22 protein-coding genes are annotated in these 16568 nt (G+C 33.4%); 15 read left to right on the top strand and 7 right to left on the bottom strand.

Features of this window, described 5'->3' with window-relative positions; all coding sequences use genetic code 11:
• Positions 1–9 precede the first annotated feature (9 nt).
• From JK636_RS19020 to JK636_RS19010, 3 genes are all read left to right on the top strand, one after another.
• Entirely contained in the window at positions 10–792 is a 783-nt protein-coding gene (locus JK636_RS19020) for a hypothetical protein (RefSeq protein ID WP_202750564.1), read from the top strand.
• A gap of 62 nt (positions 793–854) precedes the next feature.
• On the top strand, positions 855–1877 hold the full coding sequence (locus tag JK636_RS19015; RefSeq protein ID WP_202750563.1) for a helix-turn-helix transcriptional regulator: 1023 nt from the start codon (positions 855–857) through the stop codon (positions 1875–1877).
• Between the two features lie 219 nt (positions 1878–2096).
• The gene (locus JK636_RS19010; protein WP_202750562.1) at positions 2097–2480 is read left to right on the top strand and encodes a DUF3232 domain-containing protein; all 384 of its coding nucleotides are present in this window, start codon (positions 2097–2099) and stop codon (positions 2478–2480) included.
• Between the two features lie 186 nt (positions 2481–2666).
• On the opposite strand, the gene JK636_RS19005 is transcribed toward JK636_RS19010, so the two are convergent.
• From JK636_RS19005 to JK636_RS18990, 4 genes are all read right to left on the bottom strand, one after another.
• Positions 2667–2888, bottom strand: a complete 222-nt coding sequence (locus JK636_RS19005) for a DUF2922 domain-containing protein (RefSeq protein ID WP_202750561.1) — start codon at positions 2886–2888, stop codon at positions 2667–2669.
• 95 nt (positions 2889–2983) lie between these two features.
• The gene (locus JK636_RS19000) at positions 2984–3208 is read right to left on the bottom strand and encodes a DUF1659 domain-containing protein (RefSeq protein ID WP_021656459.1); all 225 of its coding nucleotides are present in this window, start codon (positions 3206–3208) and stop codon (positions 2984–2986) included.
• Between the two features lie 73 nt (positions 3209–3281).
• Positions 3282–3857 (bottom strand): sigma-70 family RNA polymerase sigma factor, encoded by a 576-nt coding sequence (locus JK636_RS18995; protein ID WP_202750560.1) that lies wholly within the window; start codon positions 3855–3857, stop codon positions 3282–3284.
• Between the two features lie 479 nt (positions 3858–4336).
• Positions 4337–4507: a YvrJ family protein gene (locus JK636_RS18990; protein WP_202750559.1), complete on the bottom strand. Its 171-nt coding sequence runs from the start codon at positions 4505–4507 to the stop codon at positions 4337–4339.
• A gap of 408 nt (positions 4508–4915) precedes the next feature.
• On the opposite strand from JK636_RS18990, the gene JK636_RS18985 reads away from it, so the two are divergent.
• Positions 4916–5881, top strand: coding sequence for an ROK family protein (locus tag JK636_RS18985; RefSeq protein ID WP_202750558.1), 966 nt, complete (start codon positions 4916–4918; stop codon positions 5879–5881).
• 239 nt (positions 5882–6120) lie between these two features.
• Here JK636_RS18985 and JK636_RS18980 read toward each other — a convergent pair whose 3' ends face one another.
• Complete coding sequence (locus tag JK636_RS18980; protein ID WP_202750557.1) at positions 6121–6537, bottom strand: hypothetical protein; 417 nt, start codon at positions 6535–6537, stop codon at positions 6121–6123.
• A 150-nt stretch (positions 6538–6687) separates the two neighbouring features.
• Between JK636_RS18980 and JK636_RS18975 the strand changes: the two genes are divergently transcribed.
• From JK636_RS18975 to wrbA, 7 genes are all read left to right on the top strand, one after another.
• Positions 6688–6930 (top strand): hypothetical protein, encoded by a 243-nt coding sequence (locus JK636_RS18975; RefSeq protein ID WP_202750556.1) that lies wholly within the window; start codon positions 6688–6690, stop codon positions 6928–6930.
• 469 nt (positions 6931–7399) lie between these two features.
• Positions 7400–8362: a helix-turn-helix transcriptional regulator gene (locus JK636_RS18970; protein WP_202750555.1), complete on the top strand. Its 963-nt coding sequence runs from the start codon at positions 7400–7402 to the stop codon at positions 8360–8362.
• Positions 8363–8468: 106 nt separating this feature from the next.
• A complete protein-coding gene (locus JK636_RS18965; RefSeq protein ID WP_202750554.1) occupies positions 8469–9098 on the top strand; it encodes a type 1 glutamine amidotransferase family protein in 630 nt (209 codons plus the stop codon).
• Positions 9099–9146: 48 nt separating this feature from the next.
• On the top strand, positions 9147–9686 hold the full coding sequence (locus tag JK636_RS18960; RefSeq protein ID WP_202750553.1) for a VOC family protein: 540 nt from the start codon (positions 9147–9149) through the stop codon (positions 9684–9686).
• Between the two features lie 24 nt (positions 9687–9710).
• On the top strand, positions 9711–10127 hold the full coding sequence (locus JK636_RS18955; RefSeq protein ID WP_202750552.1) for a RidA family protein: 417 nt from the start codon (positions 9711–9713) through the stop codon (positions 10125–10127).
• A gap of 771 nt (positions 10128–10898) precedes the next feature.
• On the top strand, positions 10899–11663 hold the full coding sequence (locus tag JK636_RS18950) for a DODA-type extradiol aromatic ring-opening family dioxygenase (protein WP_202750551.1): 765 nt from the start codon (positions 10899–10901) through the stop codon (positions 11661–11663).
• A gap of 153 nt (positions 11664–11816) precedes the next feature.
• Positions 11817–12428, top strand: a complete 612-nt coding sequence (wrbA, locus tag JK636_RS18945; protein ID WP_202750550.1) for an NAD(P)H:quinone oxidoreductase — start codon at positions 11817–11819, stop codon at positions 12426–12428.
• Positions 12429–12599: 171 nt separating this feature from the next.
• Here wrbA and JK636_RS18940 read toward each other — a convergent pair whose 3' ends face one another.
• Both JK636_RS18940 and JK636_RS18935 read right to left on the bottom strand, forming a co-directional pair.
• Entirely contained in the window at positions 12600–13133 is a 534-nt protein-coding gene (locus JK636_RS18940; protein ID WP_202750549.1) for a MaoC family dehydratase, read from the bottom strand.
• 104 nt (positions 13134–13237) lie between these two features.
• Entirely contained in the window at positions 13238–14299 is a 1062-nt protein-coding gene (locus JK636_RS18935) for an IS1595 family transposase (protein WP_202750548.1), read from the bottom strand.
• 418 nt (positions 14300–14717) lie between these two features.
• Between JK636_RS18935 and JK636_RS18930 the strand changes: the two genes are divergently transcribed.
• The 4 genes from JK636_RS18930 (at position 14718) to JK636_RS18915 (ending at position 16300) form a co-directional block, all read left to right on the top strand.
• Complete coding sequence (locus tag JK636_RS18930; RefSeq protein ID WP_202750547.1) at positions 14718–15197, top strand: DUF2975 domain-containing protein; 480 nt, start codon at positions 14718–14720, stop codon at positions 15195–15197.
• 10 nt (positions 15198–15207) lie between these two features.
• Positions 15208–15420 (top strand): helix-turn-helix domain-containing protein, encoded by a 213-nt coding sequence (locus JK636_RS18925; protein WP_202750546.1) that lies wholly within the window; start codon positions 15208–15210, stop codon positions 15418–15420.
• An 81-nt stretch (positions 15421–15501) separates the two neighbouring features.
• A complete protein-coding gene (locus JK636_RS24180) occupies positions 15502–15669 on the top strand; it encodes a CPBP family glutamic-type intramembrane protease (protein ID WP_202751111.1) in 168 nt (55 codons plus the stop codon).
• A 118-nt stretch (positions 15670–15787) separates the two neighbouring features.
• A complete protein-coding gene (locus JK636_RS18915; RefSeq protein WP_202750545.1) occupies positions 15788–16300 on the top strand; it encodes a DUF402 domain-containing protein in 513 nt (170 codons plus the stop codon).
• Positions 16301–16568: the final 268 nt, after the last annotated feature.

Genomic DNA, 16568 nt, shown 5'->3' with positions numbered 1-16568 from the left:
GGTATTGTTATGTCCAAAAAAGCAGAGAATGGAAACACAACTCTTAAAGTGGTGTTTGAAAACTATAAAAAATACGATAAGCGAAAGTTTACTCCTGAATATATAGACAATGAGCCAATTATTAATATTCTGACATATTTCAAGATGCATGAGGTTGAAGGAGGAAGCCTAAGCAGAATAATGTGTGATGGTGATGCATGCTATTTTTATAAACTTTATAATGACTCGAAGGTTGCTCTTAGAGGAGATACCATGATTTCATTTTGGACGATATATAAACAAGCATTGAAAATGGCTACAGGAGAGAACTATATCAAATCTAGCAACCCATTTGATGATCTGATTGCAAAAAGAAATGAGCCTGGCTATAAAGAAGTAAATGATAGATTTTCGAAATTCGCTGAAATATATCACACGCCCGGAAACTTCATTTTACTTCCTCCTCCCTGTCCAGATGGCAGAATGAATAACAATCGTTATAAATGTTCAGAAGATAGGATTGATAAGTCATTATTAGAATGCTTTAATGGAGGAGTTTTGTCAAAGTATTTTGGAGATGATAATGAAAAGCTTAAGAAATGGGTAAAAGAGCAGGAATTGGATTCAGTATTTGAAAAAGGAGTAATTGAAAAAGATAAAATAATCCCATTTAATTTAAATAATCCATATGTTTGTTATTCAAATATGAATGAGGATGAGATTAACGAATTTTTAGAGAATGTTGAGAAATTAATAAAACATAGAAATGAAAAGCTTTTATCATTAACAGGAAGTGATAAATATGGCAAGTAGTATTCGGGTTGATTCAAAAACAGCAGTACTGGCAGTTCTTGATATTCTTAAGAAATACTCCGATGAAACATCCACTTAGCATTACAAAAATATTGGAAATAATGAGCTCGGCAAAATATGGAATAACTGCAAATCGGGATACAGTAAAAGATACACTTTCTAAAATTCAGCAGTTTTATGGAGAAGATATCATTAGATGCGAAACAACTGAGAGAAGTACACAAGACTATAAAAATACAAATACATACACTTATCGGTATTACTATAACCGCAGTATTTCAGATGAGGACTTACAAATACTTATCGACAATGTTATGTTTTCAAAAATGATGACTAAAGAAAAGGTAGAAGAATTAACAAAAAAGTTGAAAGGATACGCATCAGAGGACTTTCAAAAGAAGTTAAATTATTTGCATATGATTCCGGACAAGCAATATACTCTGAACAAGCTTACATTAGATAACATTGCGTTAATACATCAAGTTATTTATGAAAATAGAAATCGCAGATATGATAAAGAAAAACGGATTATATTTAACTTTAATGGGTATAGAGCAGATAAAAAACTTCATAAGACCCGAAAAGAGGCTTATATAGTTCTTCCCCTTAGAGTTTGTGAAGCAAATCATAGGTATTACCTAATATGCTATAGTGAAGGCAAAGATAATCTGTCCCACTATAGGATTGATCTTATGACGAATTTAAAGGAACAGGAATTTTGTAGGCTGGAGAGAAATGAAAAAAAGGAAGGGTTAATCAATAATTTATCGGCAAAAACCGTTTCAGAGTATATGAGTGAGCATCTATATATGTTTTATGGTGATTCAAAGCTAATTGAGCTGGAAATTCAAAAATATAAAGGTGATGCCGGTATGACATTCCTATTTGATGCCTTTGGAACGAACTGGAATGTTATAAGTGAGGATAAGAATAAAGTTATAGTGTCAGTTAGATGTACGGTTGATGCAATGAAAATCTGGGTAATGCAGTATATCAATAAGGTTAAAGTTATTGGACCTGATTATGTGAAAAGGGAAATTGAGGATGCAATGATAAAATCATTGGAAGCTTATATACATAAATAAGGATGTTTATGGAAGATCAATATACTAATATGGGAGCATATATTATTTAAGATGTTGAAAGCAAAATTCAAAGATGCGGAAAGTTTTCGGCATAGTCAATATTATAATATGAGTATAAAAGTTGTTCTTTGACAACTAAAAGGGCTTAACAAGTCAAATTAAGGAATTAATATGTTGTGAAAAAATAATAAAATCAAAGTGAAGAAATGAGGAGATGTAATGTACACTTACAAATCGTATATTAAAAAAATTAATTCTATATCAGTAGAGGAAGCAGAAGAAATATATGAAAAGATGTTAGCAGAGATTGATTTTAATGACAGTGATGTAAAAGAACTTTGGGATGACTTTATAAAAAATGTAATAGAATATGCTTCAATAAGGAGTAAATGGTTAACTTTTGCAAGGGAAGAGCGCATGGAGAAAGATCCAGTAAGAACTTCAATACATAATTCACTAATAAGCTCATTTAACGTGTTAAGCCGTTATCTTGAGAAAATAGGAAAAGACGTAAGCTGGCGCGCAAGAATAGGAGAAGATAGAAAGAGAATTGGTGATTTTGCCTGCTACATAGTATTCATATTTGCGTTGAATGCAAGATAAATAAATGGAAGTATGGAACTTCTGATGAATACTTTGTGGGCAAATTTCCACTATCAGCAATAAAAGAAGACCGGCACTTAGGGACGAAATGAAGAGGGTTTTGAGATAGATCTGCTGTTAGATTACTATGTTAAAATAGAGGTGCAAATAATTAAAAGGAGGTATCTCATCAATACCTCCTTAAAGCTATCTTACATTAAGCTCCGTAACATTTCTCTCAGTTACCTGAGCCGAATGCTTGGACATTAAGTCTCCGCCTGATGAAGCAAATACGTTTCCGGCTATTATGGTGTCCATAACAACGGATACTTCCTGCTGAGTTATATTATCTTTGACACCAGGAAGGGTAATATTTGCTCTAGTACCTTCTTGATTTATAAAGATCATTACCAAGCTTTTATCAGCCATTTAAAAATTCCTCCTTTCACTCGGAATCACTGGGTAGTTTAGATCGCTTTCCTTCGGACACTGAGTAGTTTAACCCACTCGCTTCCGCTCGTAAACTACTCGTTAACTAAGATGCTGTCGTCGCTTCTTGAAACGCTGACAAACTCATTCTTTAACAGGGAGCCTAAAGCTGTTCCTATTTCAAGAAGCTTGTCAGGAGCTGCAGTTACCTTTACGTTTGAGAATTTCTTAGTCTTTATAATGTCTTTCCCGGCTGAGTCAACTCCAGACTTAAATTTAATGCCTAAAGCTGAGCTTAAAGGTGTGCTTACTACTGCCATTTATATTACCTCCTTCTTTGAATTTTGATTACAAACATATATATGCAGTTTAAAGAGCTGTTTTAAAAAAATTTTACTGTTTAAAATGATTTTCTAGTTTTCCTAAGACAAAGTTCTTTTTCTTACGAGCCTCATAATAAGTTAATCCTTTCTTTTTAGCATAATTCTTAAGAGACAAACCTTCATAATATACCATGGAAACAAACTCCATATCCTGGGGAGGAAGTTTTGCCACTGCTTTTTTCATAGCTTTTGACTCCTCGCAGGAAAGAACGGTTTCCTCTATACTCACCTGAGAATCTATGCAGTTTATATATTCTTCAGCTCTTCCATAAGGGTCTTGAACTGAATTTAAACTCAATGAATTTTCATGCTTTGAGTTCTGCCTGGCAGTATACCTAAAAGCATTTTTAATGGATTCATAAACATAGCTTGAGAAGGTGCAGGAGCCTGCCCTGTATTTTGAAAGAGCATTGATTATAGCCATGTAGCCTATCTGCTCAAGATCATTGATATCATAGTTTCTAATATTGAAATTCCTTGCGGTTTTAAATATAAATGGTTTATATTGCTGCAGGATTTTTAGTAAATCCTCCTGGTTTCCGTTTTTAGCCTTCATAACGCAGCTTTCAATTTCATAGTGATTCATATAGCATCTCTCCTCCTAAAAAAACTATTATATATATATACATTTCATAAGACTGTTTTTGTTTATTTATCAAAAATTTGAGAAATTTTGTATCTGTATTTATATGTTAATATATTTTTTAAATTTATATAATGCAAAAGTTCTAATACATTAATGATGTCCTAAAAATCCTTGAAGATTGGATATTTTATGACATCATTAATGTAAGAACTTTGTTGCATTATATATAGATAAAAGAGAATCCATTTATTCAATAAGATAAGGAGCTTTAAGGGGTTATGACCAGCACAGAATCCTGCCAAGCCTTACAGCTGCGAAGGGAATTTTGCATAGAAAAAACTCACCTGTATACAATGCAAAAGTTCTAATACATTAACAATGTCCCAAAAATCCTTAAAGATTGGATATTTTGTGACATTGTTAATGTAAGAACTTTATTGCATTATATATAACAATTTTACTTGTTACAGGTGAGTTTTTTATGCGGATTTGCTTCCATCATTGCCGCTAAGCTTTACTGAAAGTATAGTTGACAGCTGGTTTATAGAAGCTGACAAGCTATCCAGCTTACTTTCAATTCTTATTAATAGGTACGCAGCCACTGCGATTGGAAATCCAATATTGGCTATAGCTTTTAATAAGTCATCCATGATATCACCTCCTTTCACTCGAAACACTGGGCAGCCTAACCAGCTCGTTCTCCTTTGGACACCGGGTAACTTAAGATGTTCGCTTCCGCTCACAAGTTACCCGCTAAAGTCCATTCAGGACTTTAGCCTCGCAGACTACCCGTTAAAGCCCATTTAGGGCTTTAACCTCATAATAATAAATATGCAGAAGATAGGAGGCTTTCGAAATTTTATCATTATTAAATATTAATGATGGTTAAGCTGCTAGGTATTAAACAAATATTGACACTAAATTTGAACAAAAGTAAAATTTAATTTAACAGTGTTAAATACATTAACTATGATAAAACAAAATTAGGAATTAGTAGTAATGATGAAGTAGTTATGAGAAAGCTTTAGCGTTTAAAAGAAATATTAAGGAGAAGAGAAATGGGCAAGTTTATTGTAGGTGTAGATTTAGGCGGAACAAACATCAAGATTTCAGTATTTGATGTTAATTACAATAAGTTAATGGAATTAAGAAAGGCAACGGAAGCCAGTAGGGGACCGGGCTATGTTTTAACAAAAATAGGTGATATGGTTAATTATATGCTGGAGAACTTAAATATTAAAGAAGACTCTGTATACTGTATGGGGATGGGCATTCCGGGACTTTTAGACCCAAAAGAAGGTAAGTCATACTTTTCACCCAACTTTCCAGGTTGGAATAACATTGAAGTAGTGAAGGAAATGAGTAAAAGGTTTAGTTTTCCTATATTTATTGATAATGATGTGAGAGTAAATTTATATGGTGAATGGAAATTTGGAGCAGGCGTAGGAGTTAATAATCTTGTCCTTATTACACTTGGTACGGGGGTAGGTTCAGGTATTGTAATGGATGGAAGAGTATTATATGGGGCTACAGCAAGCGCAGGAGAAATAGGCCACATGAACATGTATAGGGAGGGACGTCCGTGTAAATGCGGAAGTTCCGGCTGCTACAGCAGGTATGTTTCAGCTGTAGGAATTATAAATACCTTTAAAGAAAAACTGCATCAAGGAAAAAATAGTATCATTGAACAATGGGTTGGTAATGATTTGAATGGCCTCAGTCCAAAGATGGTTTCAGATGCTTATGATTTAGGAGACAGTTTAGCTTATGAAGTTATAAATGAAACAGCAGAAATACTTGGCTTTGGACTTGCTAATGTAGTTAATATTTTTAATCCAGAAATGATAATTTTAGGAGGAGGAGTATCTCTTGCTGGGGATAAACTTTTAGAGCCCGCACGACATATAATGAAAAAGCATGCTTTAAAGGTGTCAAGCAATGCATGCTCCCTGGTACAAGCAAAACTTGGTGACAGTGCAGGTATGATAGGAGCAGCGGTTTATGCTTCAGGTAGAATTCTGTAAAAAGCTAGGTTAAAGGTGGAATAAACAATGGGTATAAAATAAAAAATATAAAAATCTAAACAAGTGATTTTCCTAGTTTGTAAGCCTTAATGATTACAGGGGAGCGCAAATAGTTTTGTGTAAATCAAAACTATTTGCGCTCCCAAGCTATTCGTAATTTATTATAAAATGTTCTGTGTTTTTACCTTACTCGATTTATAGCAACAACTATTTAACTAGAAATATTGATAACTTGTTATCTAGTTGGACTTATTACTAAAAACATAATAGTAGTAATGAGAAATTGCCTCATCAATAATTGTATTAAGATAAGCATTTACGTCAGAGTGGTTGGCCTTTAATTCGTTAAGCTTTCTTATGGTTGAAGGCCTGAATTGATAGCAGCGTTTCATTGTATAAAGCTCTCCGTCTACTGCCGGGGTTGCTCCTCTTTGCGAGGTTATAAAGCGTAGAGCTATTGGCATCCGTGAAGCAGCAGGTTTATTAATATCTATGGAAGGAGCTGCAGGAGCATTAGTGCTTTGCTCTTCCTTTAAAGCTGCAAAGCTAAAAGATGCAATTGCTTTGCCTAAGTTAATTTCTCCTTCACTGAAGCCGTCATCATCAAAATCCTCAGCATCTAAGCTTTCAACATCAGCATAGTTTTTCTTTTTCATGTAATTTGTCATCTCCTAATAAAAATTTTTTTCTCTAATATATAAATACACAGCTTTTGGTGGATATTTATTATAATGTAGGCTCTGCAGAAAATATTATCTGTGATCTTATAAATGGCTGAGTCAAAGATTAAAAAGGAGGAAACAAAAATGTTTGTTGATAATGCAGTAGTTAAAAAAATTGAAGGAGGGGAGGTCTATGACAAGTTCGCTATTGCAGCAACTTTGCTTGATGTTAGTTTCAAAGGTGCAAGCTGCAGTATTTTAGAAGCACAGATAGTAGAAGGGTGTGATGGATGTAATCTAAAGTATTTGTGTGGAAGGGTTGATGAGGTAGTGAAGGATTATAGGGAGAAGACTACGATGGTGACGGAGAGTTTTAGTTTTATTTAGAAAAGGGATAATCTTATTTAAGATTTATTTATTAGAATGATTATATTAAGAAAATTATATTGGACATGCACACCTATAGCGATGTTGATTGAGAGGGTGTGCATTTTTTATTTAGGTCGTGCATTGTTTGGCAATAATATTATGATGTTAGAAAAATGGGAGTATGTTACAATAAGTATATAAAATTATATGTTAAGGAGTAATTTATGACTAAAGAAAAAATGAATGAAGCTGAAGTAAGTTTATATATTGCGAATTATTATCTAAAAAACAACTTAACTAATGATGACGAATAGTGGTCTAAGAGCAAATGAGGCAGGTCAACCACCATATATAGTGGTTTTGAACCAAAAAATGAGTAAAAATCGAGGCAAAAAAGTGCAAATTTTGACCCGTTTTTTTGGTCGTTTTCATAGATGACACGAGGTATTGGGGAGGATGGAATAAAGTTAGGAGAGGAGGATATCAAATGGCAAAAAACGATAATATGCTGGCGATTTTATGGATGCTTAATTCTGGATCAAAAATAACTGCGAAGCAAATAGCGGAAAAATTAGAGATAAATATACGAACCGTTTATCGTTATATTGATTCGCTCTGCGCAAGCGGAGTACCGATTGTATCAGATGCAGGACAGAACGGTGGATATAGTTTACTGAACAATTTTATCCATGCACCTTTGTTTTTCGATATTGAAGAACAAAAAGCGTTGCTTCATGCTGCCGTATTTGCCAACGAAGCGGGATACCCTTTCAGTGAGTCATTAAACAATGCAACACAAAAATTAAAAATGTATTCAAACCGGGAACAGGAAAGTATCCTCAATCGCCACTTAGCCGGTTTCGAAGTGATAAACCGTGATATTGACCCGTCTGTTAAGCTGACATTGGAAGAACTGGAACGGGCTGTAGCAAACGAATATTCTATAGAAATTGAATACCGTACAAGCCATGAAGAACAACCCCGGCCAAGAGTGATTGACCCTTATGGAATGCTCTATTGGAACAATAAATGGTATACAGTTGGATTTTGCCATCTTCGAAACGAAATCAGAAGCTTTCGGGCTGAACGGATTTTACAAATAAAGCAGACGCAAATGATGTTTAAACGGCCTGAAGCCTTTTCTGCCAGAAAATATTTTTTACAGAATCTTTTACCTAATCCAGAAAATAAAGATAAGCTGGTTTCATTGATTATTAGTGGCAGGTCAGAAGCTTTGGATGATTTGTGCATTCATTGGTTTTTAGGTCATCATCTGAAAGAGAGGACGTCAAATCAAGCAGTTTTTTTATTAGACGAAATAGCACTTCATGCATATGTACCCCATTTTCTCTTATCTTACGGAAAGGCTATTCAAGTGATTGAACCTCAGAGTTTAAAGAAAAAGCTTGTTTCTGTTGCAGGGGAATTAATGGAATATTATCAATTATGATTAGCTTCACTGACAGTAGTTGTCAGTGAAGCTGTTTTATTATGAATATAAACATTGCTCTTGATCATGGATGGTTGATCAAGGCTTGAGATAGGAGGTTATGCATATGAATAATAATGCTGTGTATCTATATGTATTTGATACAATGGCTGATTGGGAAGTTGGATTTTTGACTGCAGAGTTAAACTCAGGAAGGTATTTTAGGAAGGATGCATCACCAGTTAAAGTAGTAACTTTAGGACTTGAAAAGAATTATATTACTACAATGGGCGGGTTGAGAATACTACCTGATATTGATCTGGAAGAATGCAACATAAAAGAAACTGACGCTTTGATTTTACCTGGTGGTGAAACGTGGATGGAAACAATTCATCAACCAATATTAAGTTTAGCTAAACAATGTATCGATAAGAATATAATTGTAGCGGCGATATGCGGTGCGACAATGCCACTTGCTCAAAATGGACTTCTAGATTCAAGAAGTCATACAAGCAATGATTTGGGATATCTTAAAATGATGTGTCCTAACTATGCAGGAGAAAATCACTATAAGCAGGAGTCTGCGGTAACTGACGGAAAACTGATAACTGCTTCCGGAATAGCTCCGTTGGAATTTTCCGTACATGTCTTGAAAGCTTTGGATGTGTTTTCTACAAAGACATTAGATGCCTGGTATAATCTTTATAGGACTCATGAATCCGAATGTTTTTATGAGTTGATGAATTCAATCCAATAATGAGGGTATAAGCGTGGATCTGTTATTTCCAATTAAGGAGGAATAAAAATGACTGATAGTAAAAAATATATAGGAGTGTCAGGTAATTATACAAAGAATGGAACACCTGACGGTTTTACATCTATTACTCCATTTATAGTAATAAAGAATCCTTCTGAAGCAATAGAGTTTTATAAAACTGTTTTCAATGCAAGGATTAAGGATATTACTGAATTTTCTGATGGAAATGGTAATAAAATAGTTGTTCATGCGGAATTGGATTTTGGGAATGGCTTTTTACAGTTGGGAGCAGCGAATCCGGCATATAAATTGGTCTTGCCGCCTGATGAGGATAATGCATGCTATTCTTTAGCAATTTACGTTGCTGATGTTGATCAGGTATTTGAAAATGCAGTGGCAAGAGGAGCAAAGATCAGGGAGCCGATAGCCAATTTTGTTTCAGGTGACCGATTCGGAAGCATTTTAGACCCTTTTGGCGTAAGGTGGACCATTATGACTAGAATTGAGGACTTATCGGAAGAAGAGAGCGCCCGTAGAGTAAGAGAATGGGCCGATAGCTTTACAAGCACAGAAAAACAAAAAGAATAGGTATGATTGAAAGGAGCAAAAATTATGAGTGGATTTAAAATGGAGCATAAGAATCCCGAGGGATTATTCGTATCAAAAGCATTTAGTCAAGCGATTACCGTAAGTGGAAAGGCAAAAACAATTTATATAGGCGGACAAAATGCTACAAATTCAAAAGGTGAGCTGATTGGAGCCGGTGATTTGGAGTTACAGACAAAGCAAGTGCTTAATAATATCGCAACTATTTTAGCTTCTGAAAATGCAAGCTTTGTTAATCTGGTTAAACTCAATATCTATTTACTCAATGGATGCGACCCGCGAGTTGGCTTAAAAGCATTTCAAGAAGTGGCTGGTTTATTAGACAATCCACCATTAGTCACCGTTTTATTTGTTTCAGGAGTTGGGCATCCAGGTTGCTTGCTTGAAATAGACGGAATTGCTGTCATTGAGGATAAGGACTAAATTTATATCTTAATATTCTAGAATCTAACAGACAGCCTCCGTACATTTGAGAATGATGTATGTAAATGTATGGAGGCTGCTGAACTTCAAATCCGAAAACTGTAATTGAATATACCAACATCATTTTCCAAATCTAATCTATCTTCAAGGGTTGCAATATTTTCAATACTAGATTCGATATCTCTTATACTGTCCATAAAATTAAAATACTCATATGAGTATGGCTTATCCATTGCAGAATCAGGTATGCACTCAAAGCTGCAGTATTTTTTCTTGCTTGGGTAGGCTATATAAGGGTATATATCAAGAAGAAATTGTAACTGTAAAATAAATGGCTAATAATAAATATCAATTTTAGGTAGTAATGAAGTGTTCTACAATCATTGCTAAAGATACAAGAGAGAACTAAGGATTCTGAGATTAGAAGTATTGCTAACAGTTTGTCGCAGTATGTTCCTGACTTATAAATCCTTATTTTTATGCTTAGATGAAACGTATCAGTAAACTATAGTATTTGAATAGTTAAGCAGCTAGATTAGATGTTGGTAAGTTTGAGTGGTTGGAATAGATGGAGACCACATAAAGACTAAAGAAATATAATAATAAAGTGTAATTTATGTTCCCGCAGACTGATTTAGTTTGCGGGAATTATTTTTTCATAACCACTTGACAAAAGTAAGTAAGTTATTATATTATAGTTATATAAAGTAACTTAGTAATAAATAATAATTATATAGATGATAGTAAGTTAATGTAAAAGGAGAGAGAAAAATGATTAATTCTTTATTTATATGTCATGGTGGTCCTACACTTGTAGTTGAAAAAAATGAATATACTGATTTTCTTAAGGAACTTGGAAAGAAGATAAAACCTAAAGCTATAGTGATATTTACAGCACATTGGGAAAGCGAAATTACAACAATATCATCAATTGATGAGGGTTATGAAATGATTTATGATTTTTATGGTTTCCCAAAAGAGCTTTACTCCATAAAGTATGGTGCAAAGGGCTCAACAGAAGTAGCTTTAAAGCTTCAGACCATGTTAAAAACTCATGAAATAGAAAGCCGATTGGATACTAAAAGAGGACTGGATCATGGGGCATGGGATATACTTTATTTGATGTATCCGAAAGCTGATATCCCTGTTGTGCAGGTTTCTGTTAATCCTGAGCTGCCAATGGATAAGCAGTATAAGCTTGGAGAGGCAATTAGAGAATTGGGTCAGGAAGATATACTGGTAATTGGAAGTGGATCAACTGTCCACAATCTTGCTACTGTTGATTGGAATGTAAGCGAACCGAAACAGTGGGCAGTGGAATTTGATAATTGGCTTGTTGAAAAAGTAGAAAATAATGATAAAGAAGCATTGTTTTCATATGGAAGCTTGGCACCTTATTCAAAGCTGGCAATACCACGTGAAGAGCATATTGTTCCTTTATTTATAGCTATGGGCAGCGGGCAAGGAAATTTACCTAAGCTCCTTAATAGAAGTTATGCTTATGGAACCCTAAGTTATATTTGTTTTCAATTTTAATACCTAAAAATTAATTAGCTTTGGAAGGTTTAATGAAAGTAATAATAATTAAATCATATTAATACAATAAAAAGGAAAGTTTAAACAGGTGATGTATAAATGAGTATTTTATCTAGATTATTTAAAAATTCATCAAAAAAGGAGAAAGAAATTATGAGTAATGTAAAATTAGCAGTGATTTATTACAGTATGGGAGGTACTAACTACCAGCTTGCCAAGTGGGCGGCAGAAGGTGCAAAAGAAGCAGGAGCAGAAGTTAGGATACTAAAGGTACACGAACTTGCACCTCAATCAGTAATTGAAAATAATTCTGCATGGAAGGCAACTGTTGATGCAGCAAAAGATATACCGGAAGCTGCCTCAAGTGATATTGAATGGGCAGATGCGATTATTTTCAGCACACCAACTAGATTTGGCGTTATGGCATCGCAAATGAAACAGTTCCTGGATACTCAAGGCGGCCTTTGGGCTCAGGGAAAGACAGTAAACAAAGTGGTTAGTGCCATGTCATCCGCACAAAATCCACATGGTGGTCAGGAAGCAACAATTTTATCTCTTTATACAATGATGTATCATTGGGGAGCAATCATAGCAGCTCCTGGTTACACAGATCCAGTTTTGTTCGGAGCCGGAGGAAATCCTTATGGAACAAGCGTAACCGTTGATCAGAATGGCAAAATGATTGAAGACGTTGAAGCTGCTGTTAAACATCAAGCAAAACGAACTGTTACTGTTGCACAGTGGGTAAAAAACGGAAACAAGTAGTAAGGAAAGAACTTCTGAGTTTGTAAAATAGGATTAAAAGAAGGAGCTGCCTATTAATATTTGGCAGCTCCTTTAAATTTAGGTTATGTTAAAGGATAGTGTTGATAATATAATATTTTTTAAGGGAAGTAATTCAAACCTTCCCTTAATTTACTCTTTTGTAAAAAGATTTTAAGATATAATTGCTTGGAAGCACAATATTCCATTGCTAAATCCTTTTATAATATTTCCTTCGTGTTTTATATAAACTGGGTTACATCCATAAACAGGATGAATGTATTTTACTTCTATCTCATTAGTTTGAGTTGTGTCACAAAGTTCTTTTAGAATAAACATTCCTTGTACAACTGGATTTTCTGTAAGATGAATGGAATTTGTATCTCCTGTTAGATGACTAAAATCTGCAATTTCTTCTTTTGAAAAATTACGCCATAAAATACCAGTATCTTCAACAATTTCTGGTTCAACAGACTCTTTAACTGTTACATTCATCATTAAATAAACCGTTAGTATTTCTGCAATTTTATTATTAGCATATCCACTACAGTTGATTACACAAAGTCTCCTATTATTTTTTACAATTTCATTTTTATAAGTTTCCTTATCTGATTTGGGTTGAAACCGTTGATATTTTATTTTAGCAATAAATGCACCATCATAAAAAAAATCTTCCTTTGTAGTAAATGCTCTAAATAAATCTATCATTTTATTATTCTCCTATATCACTGTTATAATATCTCACAAAAATTATAATTGTGTTCTTATTTAATTATACAGAATATCAATTATAAATCCAATACTTAACATTACTATATATAAATTGCCTCTCTAATTTTGAAGTCCTTTAATTTTGTGTCAGAATGAGAAGTATGAGATTGTACTAAAAGGTTCTTGCTTTTAATTGTATCTTTTTCGGTATTAAAAATTTCCAACCATTTAAACCAATACATATAATTAGTAAGATACTTGGTTGCAACACCATTAAACCTATCCATCCACTTCTTCAATTTGCTATGAAAAGCGTTAATATGCTGTATATGATATATACCCTCCTTGTGCTTACCACGCTTGATTTGTTGTAATTCAACACCCGAATTTTGAGCAAACTGAATATAACTCTTATGTGAGTCAGTACAAAGGATGGATTCGTCATCAATTCTATCCCTAAAGAGTCTTTCTAAATCGATATGTTTCATCCTACCTTTGCATATAAGTTCAGTAATTATATTACCTGCTCTATCTATAGCACATAAAACACATATCTGTTCCTTTGAGATACCTCTTTTTAGTTTTTCCGTTTTTCCGTTTCTACTACCCTTAACACCTGTCTTATGGGCTTTACGTGGCATAGTAAAAGTTATGCTTTTTTTATGGTCGCCTTTAAAAGACTCTCTTAAGAAAGCCTCGTCAATTTCTATAACTCCACCAACATTTCCAATTCCCATGTATGCTCTAATAGCGTCTAATATCTTATGCCTCCAATAAAATGATGTAGGTATGCTAATATCAACTATCTTTGCACATTTTCTTATTGAATAGCCATTTATCATACATTTAGCATAGAGTATCCACTTTTTAATATCCTTCTTGCTGTTGTGATGTGGTGAACGTGTAAAGTCAGTAAACGTCTTTAGGCAAGACTTACAGATATACCTTTGGTTTCCTTTGTACTTACCATTTCTTGATACTTCATCATGCCCACAATGAGGGCAGACTTTACCCCTTGAAAAGCGGTTTTCTTTTATTTCATTTGTAACTTCGGTAGCAAATGAACCTAATATAATAACTTCTTCAAGATAGTTTAGTATTTCTTCTTGTCCTGCTGTACCTAAAGTCTGTATATCTCTTTTTATTGACTCTACACTTGGCATAATATGACCTCCGTAACCATTTGTATACTTCCTTGTGGGCTCTTGAACAGAAATGTGGAGTTGTTGTTAATCCACCTCCGCATAATAAAATGAAATGATAAATATATAAAAGCTATAGAGAATGTCAGCTTCTCTATAGTTTTTATTAAATATGTATTTAAAATATTATAACAAATACAATTACAGAAGAAGGTATTTATGCCGGTTGAGATGCAGTAGTTTCATCTTGACCGGTTTTTATTATCTCTTAGATTATAGTAATTTAACATATAACCTAATCTGTCCAAATTAACCACAGGATGACATGAAATTCACCTTTGAGAACAGTTATTTATCGTAAAACAATAAATAATTATTGAATTATAAATTTTCATACAGTATAATTATGGTATTAATTAAAAATTTAGGGGGAATTTTTGTGAATCAATTAAGATTATCCAAGTGGTTAAAGATTATTGTTGGAGGTACGGCTATTTGCGGGTCGGTTATATATTTTTATGTTATTCCATTTTGGGGAAAGGATATTATTAATTCCAACCCGGAATTTGCTCTCTGGTATGTGCCATGGCTTATATTTATTTGGATAACTTCGTTACCCTGTTATGCTGTTCTTATTTGCGGCTGGAAAATTGCAAATGAGATTGGAAAAGATAATTCTTTTTGTAGAAAAAATGCAAATTTATTAAAGTTTATTTCAATATTAGCAGCCAGCGATTCTGTAATTTTCTTCACAGGAAATATAATTTTACTATTACTTAATATGAATCATCCAGGTATCATTTTATTGGGATTTTTTATAGTGTTTGGGGGAATTGGGGTTGCTGTTACGGCTGCAGCTTTATCACATCTTATATATAAAGCTGCACAAATCCGGGAAGAAAACGAACTTACTATCTAGGGGGTGTGCAATGATTATTACTAATATTGATGTAATGCTCGCCAAAAGAAAAATGAGTGTTACGGAGCTTTCTGAAAAGGTTGGGATAACACTTGCAAATATGTCAGTTTTAAAAAACGGCAAGGCTAAGGCTATAAGAATTGAAACGCTGAATAAAATCTGCAAAGCTTTAACATGTCAGCCAGGAGACATTTTAGAGTGGATAGACCGAGAGGAAGAATAGTTAAATTAGAATAAGTGGGCAGGTAAAATTCATTTTTATTACAGTAAGCCTTTTCATTGACGGTTTTCGTCTGATGACACTATTGTACTTATATCTTCAACTATAGCAATACCTATATTTGAAGAGCTGCTATTTAGAGGATATGTATGGAATGAATTGAAGCAAAACTATAAAAGTGACCTTACATTTTATGTAGTAAATACAGTTCTCTTTGCAATTTGGCATAATCCTTGGTTTAGTACTCTATAAATTTAAGAATTGCTATGTGACTATACTGGTTCATAGTTACACGAATATTTTTGGGAAGTAGCTGTAAAGAAAATATATGGTGTTAAAATATGGGTTTGAGTCTGGGAGGGTGGGTATTATGAAAAGAAAATTTTTAAATGTAGCGCACTGGGACTTTTTAGATTCATATACTTACAAATATATTCATATTGATGACCTACTTAGTGGATATATTTCATTGATTAAGATTGAAAAAGTGAAACAAAAAATTACTGTCGATTATGATCAATCAGAAGAAATTTTGTTAGATGATGGATATAAAGGTTTAATGTTTTTACCTGATGAAGCAAATTGGTGTGTTAGTGTAATATACAACACATCAAATGAAGTAGTTAAATGGTATTTTGATATTACTAAAGAGAATTCAATTAATAAACAAGGGATACCTTTTTACGATGATTTATATTTAGATATTGCTGTTTCGCCAAACTATAAGGTAGTTATACTTGATGAAGATGAGATTAAAGAAGCTCTTGATTTAAAAGAAATAACTCAATCAGATTATGAAATGGCATATAATACCTGCAATAAAATACTTAAAGAGCTAATTCCGAATAAGGAGTTTTTATATCATTTTTTAAGAAGTATTTAGATCAGTTGGAGAATTATTAAATAACAGTAATGAAACGAAAAATATTAGATGGATGCCATTAATAAAATTAAAGGAAAAATCATGATAATTAGATGAAATTATCATGATTTTTTACATCTCATTATTTAGTTGTTGAGGAAGAATAGAAGAAGGTTGTGCATCAAGAATTTTTCTTAATATAAATCCTTAATGCCTTAATCAATAAATAAATCACATATATTGGTACTCCAAGAACAACAAGCCAAATCACAATTTTTAATCCTACTGC

Origin of the sequence: Clostridium rhizosphaerae, assembly GCF_016765585.1 — a bacterium.
In the GTDB taxonomy this organism is placed as follows: Bacteria; Bacillota; Clostridia; order Clostridiales; family Clostridiaceae; genus Clostridium_AT; species Clostridium_AT rhizosphaerae.
This window is presented reverse-complemented; position numbering and strand designations above follow the sequence as displayed.